This window comes from Vreelandella xerophytica, from assembly GCF_968048975.1.
Window position 1 is genome coordinate 1,601,590 of sequence record NZ_OZ309106.1, and the last position, 19,493, is coordinate 1,621,082.

Annotated in this window: 16 protein-coding genes; 15 read left to right on the top strand and 1 reads right to left on the bottom strand. The window is 59.2% G+C overall.

The window, feature by feature from the left end; translation table 11 throughout:
* Window positions 1-203: 203 nt before the first annotated feature.
* The 11 genes from rpoE to acpS all read left to right on the top strand — a co-directional run bounded on the left by rpoE (window position 204) and on the right by acpS (window position 11,024).
* A complete protein-coding gene (gene rpoE / locus ACWF8S_RS07610; RefSeq protein WP_447556252.1) occupies window positions 204-803 on the top strand; it encodes an RNA polymerase sigma factor RpoE in 600 nt (199 codons plus the stop codon).
* A 262-nt stretch (window positions 804-1,065) separates the two neighbouring features.
* A complete protein-coding gene (locus tag ACWF8S_RS07615) occupies window positions 1,066-1,821 on the top strand; it encodes a sigma-E factor negative regulatory protein (RefSeq protein WP_447556253.1) in 756 nt (251 codons plus the stop codon).
* 62 nt (window positions 1,822-1,883) lie between these two features.
* Entirely contained in the window at window positions 1,884-2,858 is a 975-nt protein-coding gene (locus ACWF8S_RS07620; RefSeq protein WP_447556254.1) for a MucB/RseB C-terminal domain-containing protein, read from the top strand.
* Window positions 2,859-3,026: 168 nt separating this feature from the next.
* Window positions 3,027-4,442, top strand: a complete 1,416-nt coding sequence (locus ACWF8S_RS07625; RefSeq protein WP_447556255.1) for a DegQ family serine endoprotease — start codon at window positions 3,027-3,029, stop codon at window positions 4,440-4,442.
* A 290-nt stretch (window positions 4,443-4,732) separates the two neighbouring features.
* Entirely contained in the window at window positions 4,733-6,547 is a 1,815-nt protein-coding gene (lepA, locus tag ACWF8S_RS07630) for a translation elongation factor 4 (protein WP_447556256.1), read from the top strand.
* Window positions 6,548-6,562: 15 nt separating this feature from the next.
* Window positions 6,563-7,366 (top strand): signal peptidase I, encoded by an 804-nt coding sequence (gene lepB / locus ACWF8S_RS07635; protein ID WP_447556257.1) that lies wholly within the window; start codon window positions 6,563-6,565, stop codon window positions 7,364-7,366.
* A gap of 64 nt (window positions 7,367-7,430) precedes the next feature.
* On the top strand, window positions 7,431-8,126 hold the full coding sequence (rnc, locus tag ACWF8S_RS07640; RefSeq protein WP_447556258.1) for a ribonuclease III: 696 nt from the start codon (window positions 7,431-7,433) through the stop codon (window positions 8,124-8,126).
* Window positions 8,123-9,022, top strand: coding sequence for a GTPase Era (gene era, locus ACWF8S_RS07645; protein WP_447556260.1), 900 nt, complete (start codon window positions 8,123-8,125; stop codon window positions 9,020-9,022). Before rnc ends, era begins: the two co-directional genes overlap by 4 nt.
* Window positions 9,023-9,033: 11 nt before the next feature.
* The gene (recO, locus tag ACWF8S_RS07650; RefSeq protein WP_447556261.1) at window positions 9,034-9,723 is read left to right on the top strand and encodes a DNA repair protein RecO; all 690 of its coding nucleotides are present in this window, start codon (window positions 9,034-9,036) and stop codon (window positions 9,721-9,723) included.
* A 104-nt stretch (window positions 9,724-9,827) separates the two neighbouring features.
* On the top strand, window positions 9,828-10,643 hold the full coding sequence (pdxJ, locus tag ACWF8S_RS07655; RefSeq protein ID WP_447556262.1) for a pyridoxine 5'-phosphate synthase: 816 nt from the start codon (window positions 9,828-9,830) through the stop codon (window positions 10,641-10,643).
* 3 nt (window positions 10,644-10,646) lie between these two features.
* Window positions 10,647-11,024: a holo-ACP synthase gene (gene acpS / locus ACWF8S_RS07660; protein WP_447556263.1), complete on the top strand. Its 378-nt coding sequence runs from the start codon at window positions 10,647-10,649 to the stop codon at window positions 11,022-11,024.
* A gap of 15 nt (window positions 11,025-11,039) precedes the next feature.
* On the opposite strand, the gene ACWF8S_RS07665 is transcribed toward acpS, so the two are convergent.
* Window positions 11,040-13,793, bottom strand: a complete 2,754-nt coding sequence (locus tag ACWF8S_RS07665) for an ATP-binding protein (protein WP_447556264.1) — start codon at window positions 13,791-13,793, stop codon at window positions 11,040-11,042.
* A 90-nt stretch (window positions 13,794-13,883) separates the two neighbouring features.
* On the opposite strand from ACWF8S_RS07665, the gene cysM reads away from it, so the two are divergent.
* From cysM to mazG, 4 genes are all read left to right on the top strand, one after another.
* On the top strand, window positions 13,884-14,780 hold the full coding sequence (cysM, locus tag ACWF8S_RS07670; RefSeq protein WP_447556265.1) for a cysteine synthase CysM: 897 nt from the start codon (window positions 13,884-13,886) through the stop codon (window positions 14,778-14,780).
* 125 nt (window positions 14,781-14,905) lie between these two features.
* Entirely contained in the window at window positions 14,906-16,243 is a 1,338-nt protein-coding gene (locus ACWF8S_RS07675) for a TRAM domain-containing protein (RefSeq protein WP_447556266.1), read from the top strand.
* Window positions 16,244-16,324: 81 nt separating this feature from the next.
* Window positions 16,325-18,601, top strand: a complete 2,277-nt coding sequence (relA, locus tag ACWF8S_RS07680) for a GTP diphosphokinase (RefSeq protein ID WP_447556267.1) — start codon at window positions 16,325-16,327, stop codon at window positions 18,599-18,601.
* On the top strand, window positions 18,601-19,428 hold the full coding sequence (gene mazG / locus ACWF8S_RS07685; RefSeq protein ID WP_447556268.1) for a nucleoside triphosphate pyrophosphohydrolase: 828 nt from the start codon (window positions 18,601-18,603) through the stop codon (window positions 19,426-19,428). The genes relA and mazG overlap by 1 nt, the downstream gene beginning before the upstream one ends.
* Window positions 19,429-19,493: the final 65 nt, after the last annotated feature.

Genomic DNA, 19,493 nt, shown 5'->3' on the forward strand with positions numbered 1-19,493 from the left:
GCAACACTACGCATAGTTAAAGTGATTGTTTGAGCATTTATCTACGAAAGGCGAGGCGAGCCAGCTTGTCACCTTCCTTGTTAACCACTGTTTTGATTAATTATTGCCCAAGGGACGCTATGCTGCATGCTGTTAAACCCCGTTCAGGCGGGCAAGACGAATTAGGGCTCGAGACGGGTCGTTCGAGTTGGAGGGGCGTGTGAATGGGCACTCGTGAAACAGACCAACAGCTTGTTGAACGTGCCCAGAAAGGCGATCCACGCGCTTTTGATCTGCTGGTCAAGAAGTATCAGCATAAAATCATCGGCCTGATTGGCCGCTATGTACATGATCACTCAGAGGTTCAGGATGTAGCGCAGGAAGCCTTCATCAAGGCCTACCGGGCGCTTGGCAAGTTTCGCTCGGAAAGTGCGTTCTATACATGGATGTACCGCATCGCTATCAACACCGCGAAAAACCATCTGGTGTCGCGGGGCAGACGCCCACCGGGCAGCGATCTGGATATCGTGGATGCCGAGATTCTCGATCAGAGCGGGCGTCTGGCAGACAGTGAATCCCCGGAAGCGGCGATCGCCCGGGACCAGCTGGAAGCGGCGGTCTTCGAGGCCATCGAGAAACTTCCCGATGACCTGCGCACTGCCATTACTCTTCGCGAGCTCGATGGCCTGGCCTATGAGGATATTGCCCAGGTAATGCAGTGCCCGGTAGGTACGGTACGCTCGCGCATCTTCAGAGCGCGGGAGGCGGTAGATGAACATATTCGCCCGCTGGTCAGTACCGCGCGCAATAGCCGCGAGGACTAGAAAGCCGGCGGTCAGGCGTAAAAGAAATCGCTGGCATTTTGATTTTTTTGTGAACTGTCAGTGGGTAAACGCGTCATAGAGCTTGACCAGATTGACTAGCTTTAAAAGTTACGTATTGCGCGCTGCACCGTTGGTTTGCCCGTTACGGGAAGCCGCTAGGCGGAGCGCATGAGACCTAAGTCTTGGCCTGTGGAAGCGTTCGCAGCCCATCATCGAAATTCTGGTTGCGACGTTTTCTAAACACAGCGTGAGGGTGTGAAGTATGAGTTTAAACACACGGGAATCACTTTCGGCGTTAATGGATGGTGAGAGTGACGAGCTTGAGCTACGCCGAGTGTTAAAATCGTTATCTGACGAAGTCGATGCAGCCGATACCTGGCGGCGTTATCATCTGGCGCGCAGCATGATGCAGCGCGAGCGCTCGGTAGATGTCAGCATGGATCTTTCCGTTGGAATTCTGGCGCGCCTCGAAAAGGAGCCTGCACCGGTACTCGAAGAATCCAAAAGCGATGTGACCAGCAAGACCGGACGCGTTTCCTTTGTCCGGGGAGCGGGCGTGGCCGCCGCCGTTTCATTGATGGTGATCACCGGTGTACAGTTTTTCAACAGCGATAACGTCTCTTCGATTCAAGGGGCGGGCTCGAATGACCTAGCCTCTACCTCACCCAACAGCGGTGCCCAGGTGCAGCCGGTCAATTTGGCAGCCACCAGTGCCGGCAACGCGATGACGGCAGCGGATATGCCCATGTTCGAACCCACGGCGTTTCGGATGAACGGCCAGTCCGGACGTAGCGGCTTCATGAACGTGAGTGAAGCTGGCGCCGGTAGCCCTGCACCGAGCGTTTCCACGGCCGCGCAGACCTTTTCGGCACCCAGCAGTTCCATCGACACCGACCAGATTCGCCTGCTGCAGTCCTACCTGGAGCAGCACGCTCAAGGAGCGGCGGCGGGCAGCGGAGACAGTTGGATGCCGCTGATGCGTTCATCGTCCGTTGTCGAGCCACTTGGCCAGCGGTAGGCAGACGTGATGGACCCGCAATGTTTCAATAGGCGAGAATCGACGTGAGAGGCGAAAAAGGTTTGTGGGCACGTAAATTGATAGTCAATTCCGGCATCGCGACACTATCGATGCTGCCATTGATGACACTTGCCGAAGATAGTGCCTCTACGGTAAACGTCGATCAGCTGTGCACCAGCTCGCAGTTGACCGATTCACCTGAAAGTATCGACGAGTGGCTTGTTCGCAGCATGCTGGCAAGCCACTGCTACGAATATCAGGCGCGTGCTGTTTCGATCGATAGCCTTGGCGTGCGCACACTGGCACTTTCTCACCGTGTTCAAGAAGGTGTTCGCCAGCAGGTGGTTCAACATCTGGATGGCCCTTCCATAAGCGTAGAGCGTCGCTCCCAGGCGGGAAGAATTTCCTGGGTGCTGCCTGCTCAGACGGGTGCCAATACTCAGTTCACTCCCCAGGCCTGGGCAGATCACGTCGAGGCTTACTACGATGTGACGCTCGAAAACGAAGAAAGGGTGGCAGGAAGGGTTGCTTCACGCCTGCGATTTACCCCCCGGGATGAAGAACGCTACACGCATACCTGGTGGGTGGATGAAGACACCGGCTTGTTGCTCAAGCACGAGCTTAAAGACACCCAGGGTCGGGTGATCGAAACCTTCCAGATGACCCAGCTGCAGTCACCCGAACGTTATGATGGGCCCTTCGTGGATGAAAGCGAGCTGGCCACCCAAGAGACGGTCTGGCAGGTAGGCTGGCTACCCGAAGGTTTCGTGTCCCAGCCTGCCGAGATCACGACCGCCAACCCTCTTGCCCAGCGTTTTTACAGTGATGGTCTAGCCACGATCAGCGTATTCGCTACGCCAGTGGACGAACAGACGCTTGAAGCCGGCGTCTACACCCTTGGTGTTTCGACAGTGGCCATCGAGCTTGTCGAGTTCGATGATCAGCGCTGGCAACTGGTCGGGGTTGGCGAGCTGCCCTCAGCTCAAGTGCGGCGCATCATTCAGTCCATAGATTTTGATTCGGCGCCTGCCTCCTGATAAATGGAGGTTGGCTCTGGCTCAAGCAGCAAGTTCTCATTCCTAGTAAAAATTAGTTCGCTGGCGAATGGAACACTTTTCCCGGATATGGGTCATTAACATGCTTGTCGGCTTATTGAGCCTTACCTTTCCCTTAGCTTGGTACTTGTTTGATTAGGAGCTTTCCCCATGAGGCGCTCGGTTGTTTCCTACTCGCTTTGGCTATGTCTTACAGCGCTTTTGGTGCTGGGTCAAAACGCCTACGCACAGAACCTTCCCGATTTTACCGAACTTGTTGAAGATGCTGCCCCTGGCGTGGTCAACATCTCTACCAGCCGAACGATTCAGCGCAGCAGCGGCCCGGATATACGCGGCTTCGGCGGCCAGGACATTCCGGAAATCTTTCGCCACTTCTTTGGCGACAATTTTCCTTCACCGCCGAGCAGAGGCGATCAGGGTCGCCGTGAAGAGCGCCAGTCACTAGGCTCAGGGTTTGTCATCAGTGCCGATGGCTATGTGCTGACCAATGCCCACGTGGTGCAGGACGCCGATGAAATCCTGGTGCGTCTGAACGATCGTCGGGAACTCGCGGCAGAGCTTATCGGCAGCGACCCCCAGACTGATGTGGCGCTCTTGAAAATCGATGCCAATAACCTTCCGGTTCTCAACCTGGGCAACTCCGACGAGCTCAGAGTCGGCGAGTGGGTCGCCGCCATTGGTTCACCCTTTGGTTTTGATCACTCCGTGACCGCTGGTATTGTCAGTGCAATCAATCGCACGCTGCCCCGGGATGCGTACGTACCCTTCATTCAGACCGATGTCGCCATCAACCCGGGTAACTCGGGTGGTCCCCTTTTCAACCTCGACGGCGAAGTCATCGGTATCAACTCCCAGATATTTACCCGCAGCGGTGGCTTCATGGGGCTCTCTTTTGCCATTCCGATCAATGTGGCGATGAACGTGGCGGACCAGCTTCGTGAAGAGGGGCACGTGAATCGCGGCTGGCTGGGCGTGATGATTCAACCCGTTTCACGTGATCTGGCCGAGTCCTTTGGTATGGAAGACGCAATCGGCGCGTTGATTGCTGATCTCGACCCGGAAGGCCCGGCCGCTGCAGGGGGCTTGCAGGCGGGAGATGTGATCATCGGAGTCAATGGTGAAGAAGTGGACCGTTCCAGCACCTTGCCGCGCCTGATTGGACGCGTTTCCCCCGGAAGCGATGTCTCCCTGGCGGTCATTCGCGATGGCGAACAGGTCGAAGAAACCGTTGAATTGGGTAGCTGGCCTGATGCCGAGCAACAAGGGGAGGCAACCGGCAGCAATGACCAGGTACGTCTGGGCGTCAGCGTCGGTGAAGTGGATGCCGAGTTGAAGGAGCGGTTGAACATCGGTGGCGGCGTGGAAGTACGCCAGGTGGAGTCCGGTAGCGTGGCTGCCGAGGCAGGGCTTCTGCCCGGCGATATTCTGGTCAGTGTGGATCACAAGAGCGTCTCCTCCGCGGATGAGCTGATGAGTATCGTGGATGGGCTGCCAAGCGATAGAGCCATTCCCGTGCGTCTTTATCGCGATGGCCGCTCGCTCTTTGTAGCGCTTCGCCTGGAATGAGCCATCTGGAGCCTGGTGCCTGCGCCGGGCTCTACAGGTTCGAACCGTGATAATCCAAGGTTTCAAAGCAAAACGCCCCGGGCTTTCCGGGGCGTTTTGCTAGATGAGGCCAAGGGTCGAAAGAGGGCGTAAGTGGGTGATTCAACGCAGGAGAAGGCGTGAGGTGAGTCGAATGAACATGGCACCCGCGCCTTGCTAACGGTACAATGCGAACAAATTTTCAATGCGACTACCTGTGCCGCCTAGTCTATCGTTCACAGTAGCGACCCCATACCGGATTTGAACGGCTAATGACCCAAGAAAACCCCAGCAAGATTAAGCATATAAGAAATTTTTCGATCATTGCGCACATCGATCATGGTAAATCGACACTTTCGGATCGATTGATTCAAACCTGTGGCGGACTGACCGAGCGCGAGCTCAAGGAGCAGGTGCTCGATTCGATGGATATCGAACGCGAGCGAGGAATTACCATCAAGGCGCAGTCGGTGACGCTTGATTATACCGCCGCGGACGGTCAGGTGTACCAGCTCAACTTCATCGACACCCCCGGCCACGTGGACTTTTCCTACGAAGTATCGCGTTCACTGTACGCCTGCGAAGGGGCGCTGCTGGTCGTCGACGCCGCCCAAGGGGTCGAGGCGCAGTCGGTGGCCAACTGCTACACCGCGATCGAACAGGGGCTTGAAGTGCTGCCGGTGCTCAACAAGATCGATCTACCCCAGGCCGACCCCGACCGGGTCGCTCAGGAAGTCGAGGAGATCATCGGTCTGGACGCCACCGACGCCTGTCAGGTATCGGCAAAAAGCGGCATCGGCATCGATGAACTGCTCGAACGGCTGGTTCGTGACATTCCACCGCCCAAGGGTGACCCGGAAGCACCGCTTCAGGCTTTGATCATCGACTCCTGGTTCGATAACTACCTGGGCGTGGTATCGCTGGTCCGTCTGTTTGACGGTACGCTCAAAAAGGGCGACAAGATTCGTATCAAGTCCACCGGGCGTGACTGGAATGCGTCCGAAGTGGGCATTTTCACGCCGCTGAGAAAGGAAACCGGCATACTGCGCGCGGGCGAAGTGGGCTTTATCGTCGCCGGTATCAAGGAAATACACGGCGCGCCCGTGGGCGATACCATTACTCATACCAAGACGCCGGACGTCGCGCGCCTGCCCGGCTTTCAGAAGGTGAAGCCCCAGGTCTACGCCGGCATGTTCCCGGTGAGTGCCGACGATTACGAGGATTTCCGGGACGCTCTGGAAAAGCTCGCTCTCAACGACGCCTCACTTGGCTACGAGCCCGAGAACTCCGATGCGCTGGGCTTTGGGTTCCGGGTCGGGTTTCTGGGTACGCTCCACATGGAGATCGTTCAGGAGCGTCTGGAGCGCGAGTACGATCTTGATCTTCTGACCACCGCGCCTACGGTGGTGTACGAACTCGCCATGAAAAATGGCGACACCCAGTACGTCTCCAACCCTTCAAAGCTCCCCGACATGGCGGATGTGGACGAAATGCGCGAGCCCATCGTGCGGGCGAGCATTCTGGTACCTCAAGAGTATGTCGGCAACGTGATTACCGAGTGCGAACAGCGCCGGGGCACGCAGTTGGACATGCAGTTTCTGGGTAGCCAGCTTCAGCTCTCCTACGAGCTTCCCATGTCGGAAGTGGTGATGGACTTCTTTGATCGTCTGAAATCGATCTCCAAGGGCTACGCGTCGCTCGAGTACAATTTCGAACGCTTCGAGGCTGCCAAGCTGGTGCGTCTGGACGTGCTCATCAATGGCGATAAGGTGGACGCGCTGGCGGTCATCATTCATCGTGATCACGCCCACTCTCGCGGGCGGCTTCTGGTCGAGAAAATGCGCGAGCTGATTCCCCGCCAGATGTTTGACGTGGCCATCCAGGCAGCCATTGGCGGGCAGGTCGTGGCGCGTTCGACGGTCAAGGCGCTGCGCAAGAACGTGACCGCCAAGTGTTACGGTGGCGACGTCAGCCGCAAGAAAAAGCTTTTGGAAAAGCAGAAAGCCGGTAAGAAACGGATGAAGCAGGTGGGGCGTGTCGAAATTCCCCAGGATGCCTTCCTTGCTGTGCTCAAGGTTAACGACTAGGAAGACGACACCCTCATGGATTTCTCACTACTGCTGGTACTGGCCGTTGCAATCACCGGGGTCATCTATTTGCTGGATGCCTTGTGGTTTCGCCCCCGGCGCAAAAAACGCGTCGTCAATGCCGAGGCGGCTTCACAGGACGGGCTCGACCACGCCACTCGAGAGAAACTGGAAAAGGAGCCGTGGCCGGTCGATTACTCACGCTCGCTTTTCCCGGTATTGCTGGTCGTGCTGGTGGTAAGAAGCTTTATCGTCGAGCCGTTTCAGATTCCTTCTGGTTCGATGCGGCCTACGCTTGAAGTCGGCGATTTCATTCTGGTGAACAAGTTCGCCTACGGACTGCGCCTGCCGGTGGTTCACCACCGTTTTCTGGAAGTGGACGATCCGCAGCGCGGGGAAGTAATGGTGTTCCGTTTTCCCGACGAGCCCTCGGTGAACTTCATCAAGCGTGTGGTGGGGCTGCCGGGCGATCGGATCCGTTACGAAGGCAAGCAGCTTTACATCAACGGCGAGCCGGTGGCTAAAACCCTCGTGGAAGAAGGGCCCGCAGCGTCGCCGCAGCAGCTACTCCTGAATGAGCGCCTGGGAGCGTTCAGCCACGCGATCTATAATAATCCTCGTGACCCCGGCCCGCAGATGGGTGAAGTGATTGTTCCTGAAGGCGAGTACTTCATGATGGGAGACAACCGCGATCAATCCAACGATAGTCGCTACTGGGGCTTCGTGCCGGAGGAGAACATAGTGGGGCGCGCCTTTGCCGTATGGATGCACTGGGACGGTGGTCTGCCCAGTTTCTCCAGCGTAAGGCGCATTGAATGAGTCGGCCTGGCGCTACTGTCAAACGGATGGCCACCTTAGTTAACGTCGAGCACGTGGGAGCACTGTGAGTAATTCCTTGAACGCTTTTTGCCGGCGGATCGGCTACACCTTTAGCGACGAAACGCTTCTGGAGCTGGCCATGACTCACCGAAGTTTCGGTGGGCGTAACAATGAGCGCCTGGAGTTTCTGGGTGACTCCATTGTGAACTTCGTCATTGCCGAGGCGCTGTTCCAGCGTTTCCCGCAGGCGCGGGAAGGGCAGCTTTCACGGCTGCGCGCTCGGCTGGTCAAGGGCCAGACCCTGGCCGAACTGGCCCGGGAAATGGCCTTTGGCGAGTGTTTGCGCCTGGGCTCCGGCGAGATGAAAAGCGGCGGGCACCGGCGCGAGTCGATCCTGGCCGATGCCGTGGAAGCGGTCATCGGCGCCATCTACCTGGATACCGGCATGGAGGCAGTTCGCGAACGGGTGCTTGCCTGGTACGCCGAACGCCTGGATAGCACGTCGCTGCAAGATACCCAGAAAGATCCCAAGACGCGTCTGCAGGAGTTCTTGCAGTCCCGCCAGGCGGCGTTGCCGCGTTACGAAGTGGTATCTGTAAAAGGCGAAGCCCACGCTCAGACCTTTACCGTCGAATGCTATATCGATCTGTTGAGCGAGCATACGACCGGTAAGGGCCCCAGCCGGCGCCATGCAGAACAGCAAGCCGCCGAAGAGGCGCTTGCCCATCTTGAAAAAAATCCTGGAGAGAAAGAGTCATGAGTCAAACCTGCGGCTTTGTGGCCATCGTTGGGCGGCCTAACGTAGGCAAATCGACCCTCATGAATCGGATTCTAGGCCAGAAGGTCTCCATCACCTCAAGGCGCCCGCAGACCACGCGCCATCAGGTGATGGGCATCAAGACCGTGGAGGAGACTCAGTTCATCTATGTGGATACCCCGGGCATGCATATCATGTCCAAGGATCGCAACAAGGCGATCAACCGCTTCATGAACCAGGCCGCCACCCAGGCGCTCCGCGACGTGGATTGCGTGGTCTTCATTGTCGATCGCACCCGCTGGACCGATGAAGACCAGGCCGTGCTCAAACGCCTGGAGCACGTGACAGCGCCGGTGATCCTGGCGGTCAACAAGGTGGACCGGCTGCAGGATAAAGCCACGCTTCTACCCTGGCTTGATGAGGTGGGCGCGCGGCGCGAATTTGCCGCCGTCATCCCCATTTCCGCCAAGCACGGCACTCAGGTGGAGACGCTCGAAGAGGAAGTCGCCAGGTACCTGCCGGAAAGCGTGCACTTCTTTCCGGAAGATCAGATTACCGACAAGAGCCTGCGCTTCATGGCCGCCGAGCTTGTGCGCGAGAAGGTCATGCGTCAACTGGGCGATGAGCTGCCGTATCAGATGACGGTAGAAATCGAAGAGTTTCGCGAGACCGAGCGAGTCACCCATATCAGCGCGCTGATTCTGGTCGAGCGCCAGGGACAGAAAGTGATTCTGATCGGCGAAAACGGCGAGCGGATCAAGAGCATCGGCCGTGAAGCGCGCCTGGATATGGAGCGTGCACTGGGCACCAAGGTCATGCTCAACCTGTGGGTCAAGGTAAAGCGTGGCTGGTCCGACGATGAGCGTGCCCTGAAAAGCCTGGGTTACGATCTCGATTGAGCAAAAGCGCCATGGCCGAGCCTGCCTTTCTACTCCATCGGCGCCCCTACCGCGAAGCGAGCGCGCTGGTGGATCTTCTCACGCTCAATCATGGGCGTATCCGCGCGGTGGCCCATGGCGGCCAGCGCCCGGGCTCTAAATCCCGTCAGCGGCTTCAACCGTTCACCCCCTTGTTCGTCGCCTGGCGCGGCGAGCGTGAACTGAAGCGTCTGACGTTGATGGAGTCGCGGGGGCAAACGGCGCTGCTGGTGGGCGAGGGGCTTCTGTGCGGGCTTTATGCCAACGAAATCGCGACGCGCCTGCTCCCGCTGGAGCTTGCCGCTTCCGAGGTATTTGCGTTCTACAGCGCCTTGCTCGAAGCGCTACCCACGCCGGCCCACCGCGCGCTGGCGCTGCGGCGTTTCGAATGGGCGCTTCTGGACGCGCTCGAGGCTACACCACGCTTCACCACGCCGGATAATGAGGCGCTGGATCCCCAAAGCCGCTACCGTTTCGATCATGCAAGTCGCGCATTCGTACCGTTCGATCACGGTATCGAAGGACGCACGCTTCGCTACCTGGACCAGGGTGACTGGGAGCCCGAAGGCTTGACCAAGGCGCTGAAAGCGGTCATGCGCGCGGCGTTGGCTCCGCACCTGGGCAATAAAGCGCTACGTTCCCGAGAGCTGATGCTCGACCTGGCCCGACAGCGCGTGCGCTGAATCAACGAATGATCGACTGTCTCTCTTTTATCGTCTTGAAACGACCTTTTGAACAATTCCCTGAAACCGTCATTCATTTGACCACTTTCGCACTGGAGAACGCTATGCACCCCCCGCGGATTCTACTCGGCGTCAATATCGATCACATTGCCACGCTCAGACAGGCCCGGGGCACGCGCTATCCGGACCCGGTGCAGGCCGCACTGCTGGCCGAGGAAGCCGGAGCAGACGGGATCACCGTTCATTTGCGGGAAGATCGCCGCCACATTCAGCCAAGAGACGTCAGGCTGCTCTCTGAAATGCTCAATACGCGCATGAACCTGGAAATGGCGGTGACCGAGCAGATGCTCGCTCTTGCCGAAGAGCTGCGCCCGGCCCACGTTTGCCTGGTGCCCGAAAAGCGCGAAGAGCTGACCACCGAAGGCGGACTTGACGTTGCAGGCGGCTTTGATTTGATAAAAGCCGCCTGCGAGCGCCTGACCCGCGCCGGCTGCGACGTGTCGCTGTTCATCGACCCCGAGTTCGAGCAGATCGACGCCGCTCACCGCGCCGGCGCCCCGACCATCGAGCTACACACCGGCGCCTTTGCCGAGGCCGCGGTCGGGTCTCGGGCCGCCAACGACGAATACGCGCGTCTGAATGCGGCGGCGGTTCATGCGGTTTCACTAGGGCTTGTGGTCAACGCAGGCCATGGTCTTCACTACCACAACGTGGAGGCGATCGCTGCGCTTCCTGGCGTGAACGAGCTCAATATCGGCCACGCGATCATCGCGCGGGCGCTGTTTGTGGGGCTCAAGGAGGCGGTCCAGGAAATGAAGCGTCTGATCATCGCCGGCCAGGAAGCCGGGCTGATGGCGGCGCTGGATAGCGTCGACCATGACCATGATCACGACCATGCAAACGGCTGCTGCGGGCACTAGGCCATGATCGTGGGAATCGGCTCGGACATCGCTCGGGTAGCACGCTTTGAAACGGCCCTCATGCGTCACGGGGAGCGCTTTGCCGCACGTATTCTAGGCACGCAGGAGCATGCTCATTGGCTTGAAAAGAACCGCCCGGTCGCGTATCTCGCCAAGCGTTTTGCGGCAAAGGAGGCCTTTGTCAAGGCGCTGGGGCTGGGGCTTCGCTCCGGCATGCAGTGGCGCGAGATTCAGGTGCTCAACGATCCTCTGGGCAAGCCCGTTCTATCGCTGAGCGGCGAGGCCCAGCGCCTTTTCAGCGAAAGCGGTGCTCGAACGGGCCATGTCACATTGAGCGATGAGGCCGAATACGCGATCGCCTTTGTCGTACTTGAAGGTTGATGGCGTGTTCGAAGGTTAAATCAACGTGTTGTGCTGTTCGACAAGCTCGCTCATCGCTTCATAAAGCGCGTTCAAATGCTTTTCGAGCCCGTCCAGGGTCGGCGCTGGCCGGCCTTTGGGTAGTGTCGCCTGTGCCTCCGGGGTCTGGCGCTGTTCGCGATAGGCGTGCAGCTCTTTTTCCAGCGTGTCCGCCGCGGCCGCCAGGGCCGGGGCGCCGCAGTAGCGACAGGCACCGTTCAAGAAATGTACCGCCTCCAGTAGTGCCGCAATATCGCCTGCGCGGGAGGCGCTCTGTATACGCGCTTCGGTTTCCGGCAGGCTCTCGATCAGGCGTATCAACTGGGCGATGGCAAACTGCTCACTGCCGCCGGCCAGATGTTTGCCCAGGGCCAGGTCGATGGCCGGCGGCGGATCCACTGGTGCTGGCCTTTTTGCAGAGTCACCGGCCTCGCTTGCCACGCCTTCGAGGGTGATCCCCAGAAAACGCTCGACCAGCTGGTTGAGCGCCTTTTCGTTGACCGGCTTGACCAGCACGTCGTCAAGCCCCTGGGCAAGCCAGCGCTGGCGCTCCTGATTGGGCACATGGGCGGTGACCGCGATGATCGGACAGCGGGCCCAGTCGCTGTTGATGCGCCTTAACACCTTGGTGGTTTGAATACCATCCATGCCGGGCATGCGAATATCCATCAGCACCATATCAAAGTGCTTTGCACGAGCATGACTGAGCGCCTCTTGCCCGTTGGCGGCAATTTCCACCTGCACCTGCTCACTTTCAAGCAGCGCCTTGAGAAGCTCGCGGTTCGAGGCATTGTCGTCCACGACCAGCATGGAAAGCGTTTGGGCCCGGGCGGGGGCTGCGAGGACGGCTTCGAGCGCCGGCGCCTGGCTGAGGCTCAATAGTGCCTCGAGGGACTTGATCATCTGTTGGCGGGTAAAGGGTTTACAGATGACTTCTCCACCGTGAGGCAGGCGCCAATCAGGGAGCTCGAAGTTTGGGCTCATGGCAAGTATCAGGGCGGGGCAGTGGGCTTGTTCCATCACCGTGCCCCAGTAGGCCCGCCGTTCGCCGGCGAAATCCGCCGGGCCAAGCGACAGCACCAGCAGTTTTTCCTTGCCTGCATCGATAAACGATACGGGTTGAGCACCCCAGCGTGATAGCCAGTTTTCCAATGCATAACGGCTCAACCGGTGGGGCTCGTGAAGCCGGATGACGGCCTGGTCCAGATCGATCTCCTGCGCTCGCTCGCCAGCTGTATGTGCAAGCATCGGTAGGGTAAACGAGAAACGCGTACCCTTGCCCTGTTCGCTTTCCACAAGAATCTCGCCGCCCATGCGGTGAATGAGCTGGCGGCAGATGCTCAGACCCAGGCCGCTGCCACCAAACTCGCGGGAGTGGCTGGGCTGTGCCTGGGTAAAGGCATCGAACAGGTCTTTCTGCTGATCAGGGCTCATGCCGATGCCGGTATCGGTCACGCTTATGTTGAGCACCACGTGCTGGCCCTCCTGTTTTTCAAGCGTTACCCGAATGATCACCTCACCTTCACTGGTAAACTTCAGGGCGTTGCTGATCAGGTTGTTGAGCACCTGCTGAATTCTTAGCGGGTCGCCGCTCAAGGGAGTGGGAACGTCGTCGTACACCAGTGCGAGCAGGTGAAGCTCCTTGCGCTGGGCTTCCGGGGCGTAAAGGCCGACCACCTCGTCCACCAGCACGGCGATATCCATCTCTACCTCTTCCAGGGTCAGCTGGTCGGCCTCGAGCTTGGAGAAGTCCAGCACGTCATTGACCAGCATCAAAAGGTTGTCGCAGGCGCGATGAACGTGATTCAACCATTCCTGCTGACGGGTATTCAGCGTCGAACGGCCAAGCAGACGGCAAAAACCGATGATGCCGTTAAGCGGGGTGCGAATCTCGTGACTCATGTTGGCCAGAAACTCCGACTTGACCGCATTGGCCTTCAGGGCACTACGATGCGCCAGGTCGAGTTTGATGTTCTGTTCCTCGATGGTTTCCATCGATTCGTAAAGCTCGCTGGTCGCCTGCTCGATCTGGCGCTGCATATCGCGCTGGGAGTGCTGAAGGTGCTGGGCCAGGACATTGATGTTCTGTCCCAGCTCGTTGAATTCGCTGGTGTCGTGCACGGAAAGCTTCTGGCGATAGTCACCGTGGGATAGCTGGTAAAGCGCTCGGTTGGCGCGCCGCAGAGGGCAGGTGATATAGCGGCTGATCGACAGCGCCACCGAAAGCAGCAGCAAGGCCAGCAAGATACCGCCTAGACTCAGGGTTGCCATCAGCTTGTAGCGTTCAAGGGTCAAGGGACGCGTATTCGCTTCCGCTTCCAGCCATCGGGCGGTGTTGCGAGTATTGAATCCGGCTTCTGTTCCCAGAAACGTCGAGAGCGGCATTTGCAGGCGCCATACATCCTGGCTTTGATCGAGCGTCGTGCGGGTAGGCAGGTTCAACCGGGGAGCGGCCATCATCGCGCGGCCAAGCACCAGCACGCGATTGCCCTGCTCGTCAAACAGCGAGATGGAACGCAGATGCTGATGCTCCATCAACTGACGGGCCAGGCGTTCGAGGCGCGGACCATCGCCGTCGATCATGGCCTCGTTCAGCTCCGGCGCCAGCACTTCGCTGGCGCTGACCAGGCGCTCGGTGAATACGTTTTGTTGCATGGCGTCGTTCTGAATGACCAAAAAGACCGCCATGAGGGTATACACCAGCAGCGGAAATCCCAGCAGCGCCAGCAGCAGACGTGTGTTCAAGGCCATGTGAGAAACTCATTGATTCCGGAGGTTGCCTGTCCAGTTACAGGCAGCCCCGATATAATGCAACATAACGGTGACGATAAGGAACGCAATATGCAATATCCCTCACTTGAAGATGTCATTGGGCACACGCCGCTGGTTCGCTTGAAGCGCATCAATGCCGGGCGTAACAACACTCTGCTGGCCAAGCTGGAAGGCAACAACCCGGCGGGTTCGGTAAAAGACCGTCCGGCACTCTCGATGCTGAACGAGGCAGAAGCCCGCGGCGAAATCGCCCCTGGGGACACCTTGATCGAGGCGACCTCGGGCAATACCGGCATCGCAATGGCCATGGCCGCAGCCATCAAGGGCTACAAGATGGTGCTGATCATGCCTGAGAACGCCTCCAGCGAGCGCAAGCAGGCCATGGCCGCGTATGGGGCCACGCTGATTTCCGCTAGCCAGAAGGGCGGGATGGAAGAGGCCCGGGACATGGCCGACGAGATGATCGCCAAGGGCGAGGGCAAGCCGCTCAACCAGTTTGCCAACCCGGATAACCCGCTGGCCCACTACCGCACCACCGGCCCGGAGATCTGGCAGCAGACCGGCGGAGAGGTGACCCATTTTGTCAGCTCCATGGGCACGACCGGCACCATCATGGGGGTTTCCCGCTACTTGAAGGAGCAAAACAGCGCCATCGAGATTGTCGGTCTGCAGCCGGAGGATGGCGCCAGCATTGCCGGCATTCGCCGCTGGCCCGAAGCGTATCTGCCGGCCATCTTCGAAGCTCCGCGGGTGGATACCGTGCTGGATATCGGCCAGAGCGAGGCGGAAAGCCATATGCGACGGTTGGCCCGGGAAGAAGGCATTCTCGCGGGCGTCTCTTCCGGCGGTAGCCTGGCCGGTGCGCTGCGCATTGCCGAGCAGGTGGAAAATGCGGTCATCGTGTTCATCGTCTGTGACCGTGGAGACCGCTATCTTTCAACCAATCTCTACGCGTTGGATGTATAGCGCACGGCGCAAGACAACATCGCAAGGATATTCTGTTTTGGATACACACCATGCTGGGTAAAAAGCGCCCGTCACGTCCTTCATCGGGGCATTCCGGCCTTGCTCGAACGCCTTCGAGCGCGCCTGTGAAAAGTGCTGAAAGCCGCACGCTGACCATAGATCGGCTGGCCCACGACGGGCGCGGCATCGCCCATAACGCGGCGGGCAAGACGGTGTTCGTCGAAAAGGCACTTCCCGGCGAGCAGATCGAAGCGGCGGTACACACCCAGCGCAAGCGCTTCGATGAGGCGCATATCAAGCAAAGGCATACTAGCGCAAGTAGCCGGGTCGCACCGCCGTGCCCCTATTTCGACAAGTGCGGCGGGTGCGATCTACAGCATCTGGAGATCGACGCTCAACGCGCGCATAAACAGCGTGTGGTCAAGGAGCTCTTTGCCCGCCAGGGGCTGGCGCTTGATCGCGTGACACCGTTGAACGGCCATCAGGAGCACTATCGTCGCCGCGCTCGGCTGGGGGTCAAGCTCGATTCGCAGCACAACGTACTGCTGGGCTTTCGCGCCGCGAATAGCCACCGGCTCGTCAGCATCGAACACTGCCACGTGCTGGTACCCGAGCTGTCCGAGCTGATCAGACCACTTCATGCCCTGCTTGAAAGTCTCGAGTCACCAAAGCTTGTGGGCCATGTGGAGCTTATCAAGCCTGACGGGCAGCCAGTGCTGCTGATTCGCCAGCTCAAGGCGCACCACCAGGACGCCAGGGCATGGCAGGCTTTCGCCGATACTCGAGGCATCAGCGTAGGCGCCTGGGTAGGGCGCGAGACCCCGGCGTTCAGCTGGTACAGCCCCGCCCCGGTACTTGAAGACACGCTAAGCATCCAAAAAGCCGCGTCGGAAGTGCCTGACAGCGTCACTCTGGGCTTCAACCCCGGGGATTTTCTGCAGGTCAACGCCGAGGTGAATCAGCGCATGATCAATCAGGTGCTGGCGTGGCTGGCACCGACGCTGTCATCCCCAGATGCGCCCCGGGTGCTTGATCTATTTGCCGGCATCGGTAACTTCGGTTTGCCGCTGGCGCTTCTGGGCGCCCGGGTGCATGCCGTCGAGGGGAGCCCGGCGATGGTGTCGCGCATTGCCGAGAACGCTCAACGATATGGCTTGGCCATCACGGCCCAGCAGGCCGACTTGAGCCAGGCAGGGCCTCTTGCTGCGCTGTTTGAGGCCGGTGACAAGGTTCAAGGTGTGGTGCTCGACCCGCCCCGAGACGGCGCCGAGGCCATCTGTCATGCCCTGGGCATGCACAAGGTGCCCCGCGTGGCCTACATTTCCTGTGACCCCGCCACTCTGGCGCGGGATGCAGCACACCTGGTACAAAAGGGGTATCGCATCAAGGACGTGGCGGTAGCGGACATGTTTTTACACACCGCTCATATCGAAACGCTGGTGCTCTTCGAGTATTCAGGCTAAGCGTCCTTTGGTGTTGCTCTGTTTGGCGCTACACTCAACAGCCGGGTAGCGTATCGTTAGTTGAAAGGATGAGTCATTGTCATGGTGAAAGTGCGTGAAGACCAGCCGCTGACGCAGGGCGGCAAGGTGGATATCAAACAGTGGTTGACGCGCCTTGCAGAGAACGTGCGCCTGCCTGAACCCGAGCGCCTGGTGGAAGCCTGCGAGCTTGCCGAGCTGCTCGAACGACAGGCGCCGCAGGCTCATCGGGTCTGGTTGGCGCCGGGCGCCAACTTGCGCATGGGCCTGGATATGGCGGATATCCTGGCCGATCTCAAGCTTGATCAGGCAACGCTCGAGGCGGCGGTGCTGTACCGCGCGGTACGCGAGGGGCTGATCAGCCTGGAGGCGATCACCAAGCGCTTTGGCGAGGAAGTGTCCACGCTCATCGACGGGGTGCTGCAGATGGCGGCCATCAGCTATCCGCTGGCTTCCCACCACACCATGAGCCAGCACAACCAGCAGGAGAATCTGCGCAAGATGCTGGTGAATATGGTCAGCGATGTGCGCGTGGCGCTGATCAAGATTGCCGAGCGCACCTGCGCGCTCAGACAGGTCAAGGACGCCCCCCGCGACAAGTGTCTGCAGGTCGCCCGGGAAGTGGCCGATATCTACGCGCCGCTGGCTCACCGACTAGGCGTTGGTCAGATCAAGTGGGAGCTTGAAGATCTCTCGTTTCGCTACCTTCATGAAGATGACTACAAGACCATCGCCAAGCTTCTGGCGGAAAAGCGTCTGGATCGTGACCGCTACATCCAGGACGTGGTAAGTACCCTGGAGTCGCTGATGACGGCGCAGAACATTCACCGCTTCGACGTCAAGGGGCGCGCCAAGCATATCTACTCCATCTGGCGCAAGATGAAGCGCAAGCGCATCGACTTCTCTCAGGTGCACGATGTACGCGCCGTGCGTATTCTGGTGCCCGCGGTCACCGACTGCTACACGGTGCTGGGGATCGTGCATTCGCGCTGGCATCATGTGCCCAACGAGTTCGACGACTACATCGCCAACCCCAAGAAAAACGGCTATCAGTCGCTGCATACCGCGGTCGTGGGCCCTGAAAACAAGGTGCTGGAGATCCAGATTCGCACCTTCACCATGCACGATGAAGCGGAGCTTGGCGTCTGCGCCCATTGGCGCTACAAGGGACACGATACCAACGCCAAAAGCCGCAGCTACGAAGAGAAGATTGCCTGGTTGCGCCAGGTGCTCGAATGGCAGGACGAAGTGGGTGGCTTTGGTGATCTGCGCGAAGGGCTTTCAAGCGATGTGGCCCCGGATCGTATCTACGTCTTTACCCCGGATGGCCACGTGATCGATCTGCCCCGGGTGGCCACGCCGATCGACTTCGCTTACCGGGTGCATACCGAAATCGGACACCTCTGCCGTGGGGCCAAAATCAACGGGCGCATCGTGCCGCTCAACTACAAGCTCAAGACCGGCCAGCAAGTCGAAATCCTGACCGCCACCAAAGGGGGGCCCAGCCGCGACTGGTTGAACCCGACCTTGGGTTACGTGCGCACTTCCCGTGCCCGGGCCAAGATCCAGGCCTGGTTCAAGCACCAGGCACGAGATCAGAACCTGGAGGAGGGCCGCGTGCTCTTCGATCGGGAAATGAAGCGCCTCGATGTCGAAGGGCTGAATCTTCAAAAGCTTGCCGAAGCGGTCAACTATCAAAATGCCGATGACATGTATGCCGCGCTGGGGGCGGGAGATCTGCGAATCGGCCAGGTGCTCCATCAAGCCCAGCAGCTTTTCGGTGAAAGCGACGACCAGGAGCAGCTGGACCGGCTTCTGGCCAAGCCGCGCCGCCAGCAAAGCAAGGCCACCCAAAGCGATATCACGGTGCTGGGCGTGGGCAATCTCAAGACCAGCATGGCAAACTGCTGCAATCCAGTGCCCGGCGAGCCGATCATCGGCTTTATTACCCAGGGGCGGGGCGTGACTGTGCACCGCCAGGAATGCTCCAACGTGTTGCAACTGCGTATGGAGGAGCCTCAGCGGATCATCGAAGTGGAGTGGGGCGAGCGCGCACATACCCGTTACCCGGTGACCATCGAAATCCAGGCCTGGGACCGCTCCGGGCTATTGCGCGATGTGACCGGGCTTTTGGGCAACGAAAAGGTGAACGTGCTGGCGGTCAATACGTTGACCGATACCGACGAGGGCGTGGCCCGGCTACGCATCACGCTGGAAGTGGACGGACTCGAAACGCTGGGGCGGCTTTTCTCGCGCATTCAGCAGCTTCCCAACGTGACCGAGGTGCGCAGGCTACGCGACACCGACCCGGAAAAGCGTACCCGTAAAGGAGGTCAGTGATGCGCTACAGCCTGGATGACCTGCTGACGCTGATGCGCGTATTGCGCGACCCCGAGCAAGGCTGCCCCTGGGATGTCCAGCAGAATTGGCAAAGCATTGTGCCCCACACCCTTGAAGAGGCGTACGAAGTCGCCGATGCCATCGAGCGGCGCGCCTTCGACGAGCTGCCCGGGGAACTGGGCGATCTGCTTTTCCAGATCGTCTACTACGCCCAGTTCGGCGGTGAAGAGCAGCGCTTCGATTTTCATGACATCGTCGATACGCTTGTCGTGAAGATGATACGTCGACATCCCCACGTCTTTCCGGAGGGGACGCTTGATTCCCGCCGCCCGACGGGTGTCAGCGCCCAGGACGTTCAACCAGGTCAGGTGAAAAACCGCTGGGAGGCATTGAAGGCCGACGAGCGCGCCGGACGCATGGCAGAGGCCTCGGCACTCGATGACATTCCGCTGGCGCTTCCTGCGCTCAGCCGGGCGGGAAAACTTTCCAGGCGCGCCGCTCGGGTGGGCTTTGACTGGCCTGATACCCGGGGCGTCATCGACAAGATTCGCGAAGAGCTTGGTGAAGTCGAGCAGGCATTGAAGGACAATGATCGCGAGCATGCTCGAAAAGAGGTGGGGGACCTGCTCTTCGCGGTCACCAACCTTGCGCGTTCGCTGAATGCCGACCCGGAGGCGTGCCTTCGCGCTACCAACGCCAAATTCGAACGGCGCTTTCGCTATGTCGAACGCGCCCTTGGCAAGACCCGGCGCCCGGTAGGCAGCGCTACTCTGGACGAAATGGAATACCACTGGCAGGCGGCTAAAAAAGAAGAGCAGAATCACTAGCTGAACCAACAGCGCCCCATGAATAACAATCTCAGCTGACAGGTAAACGCTGACAGGCATTACTG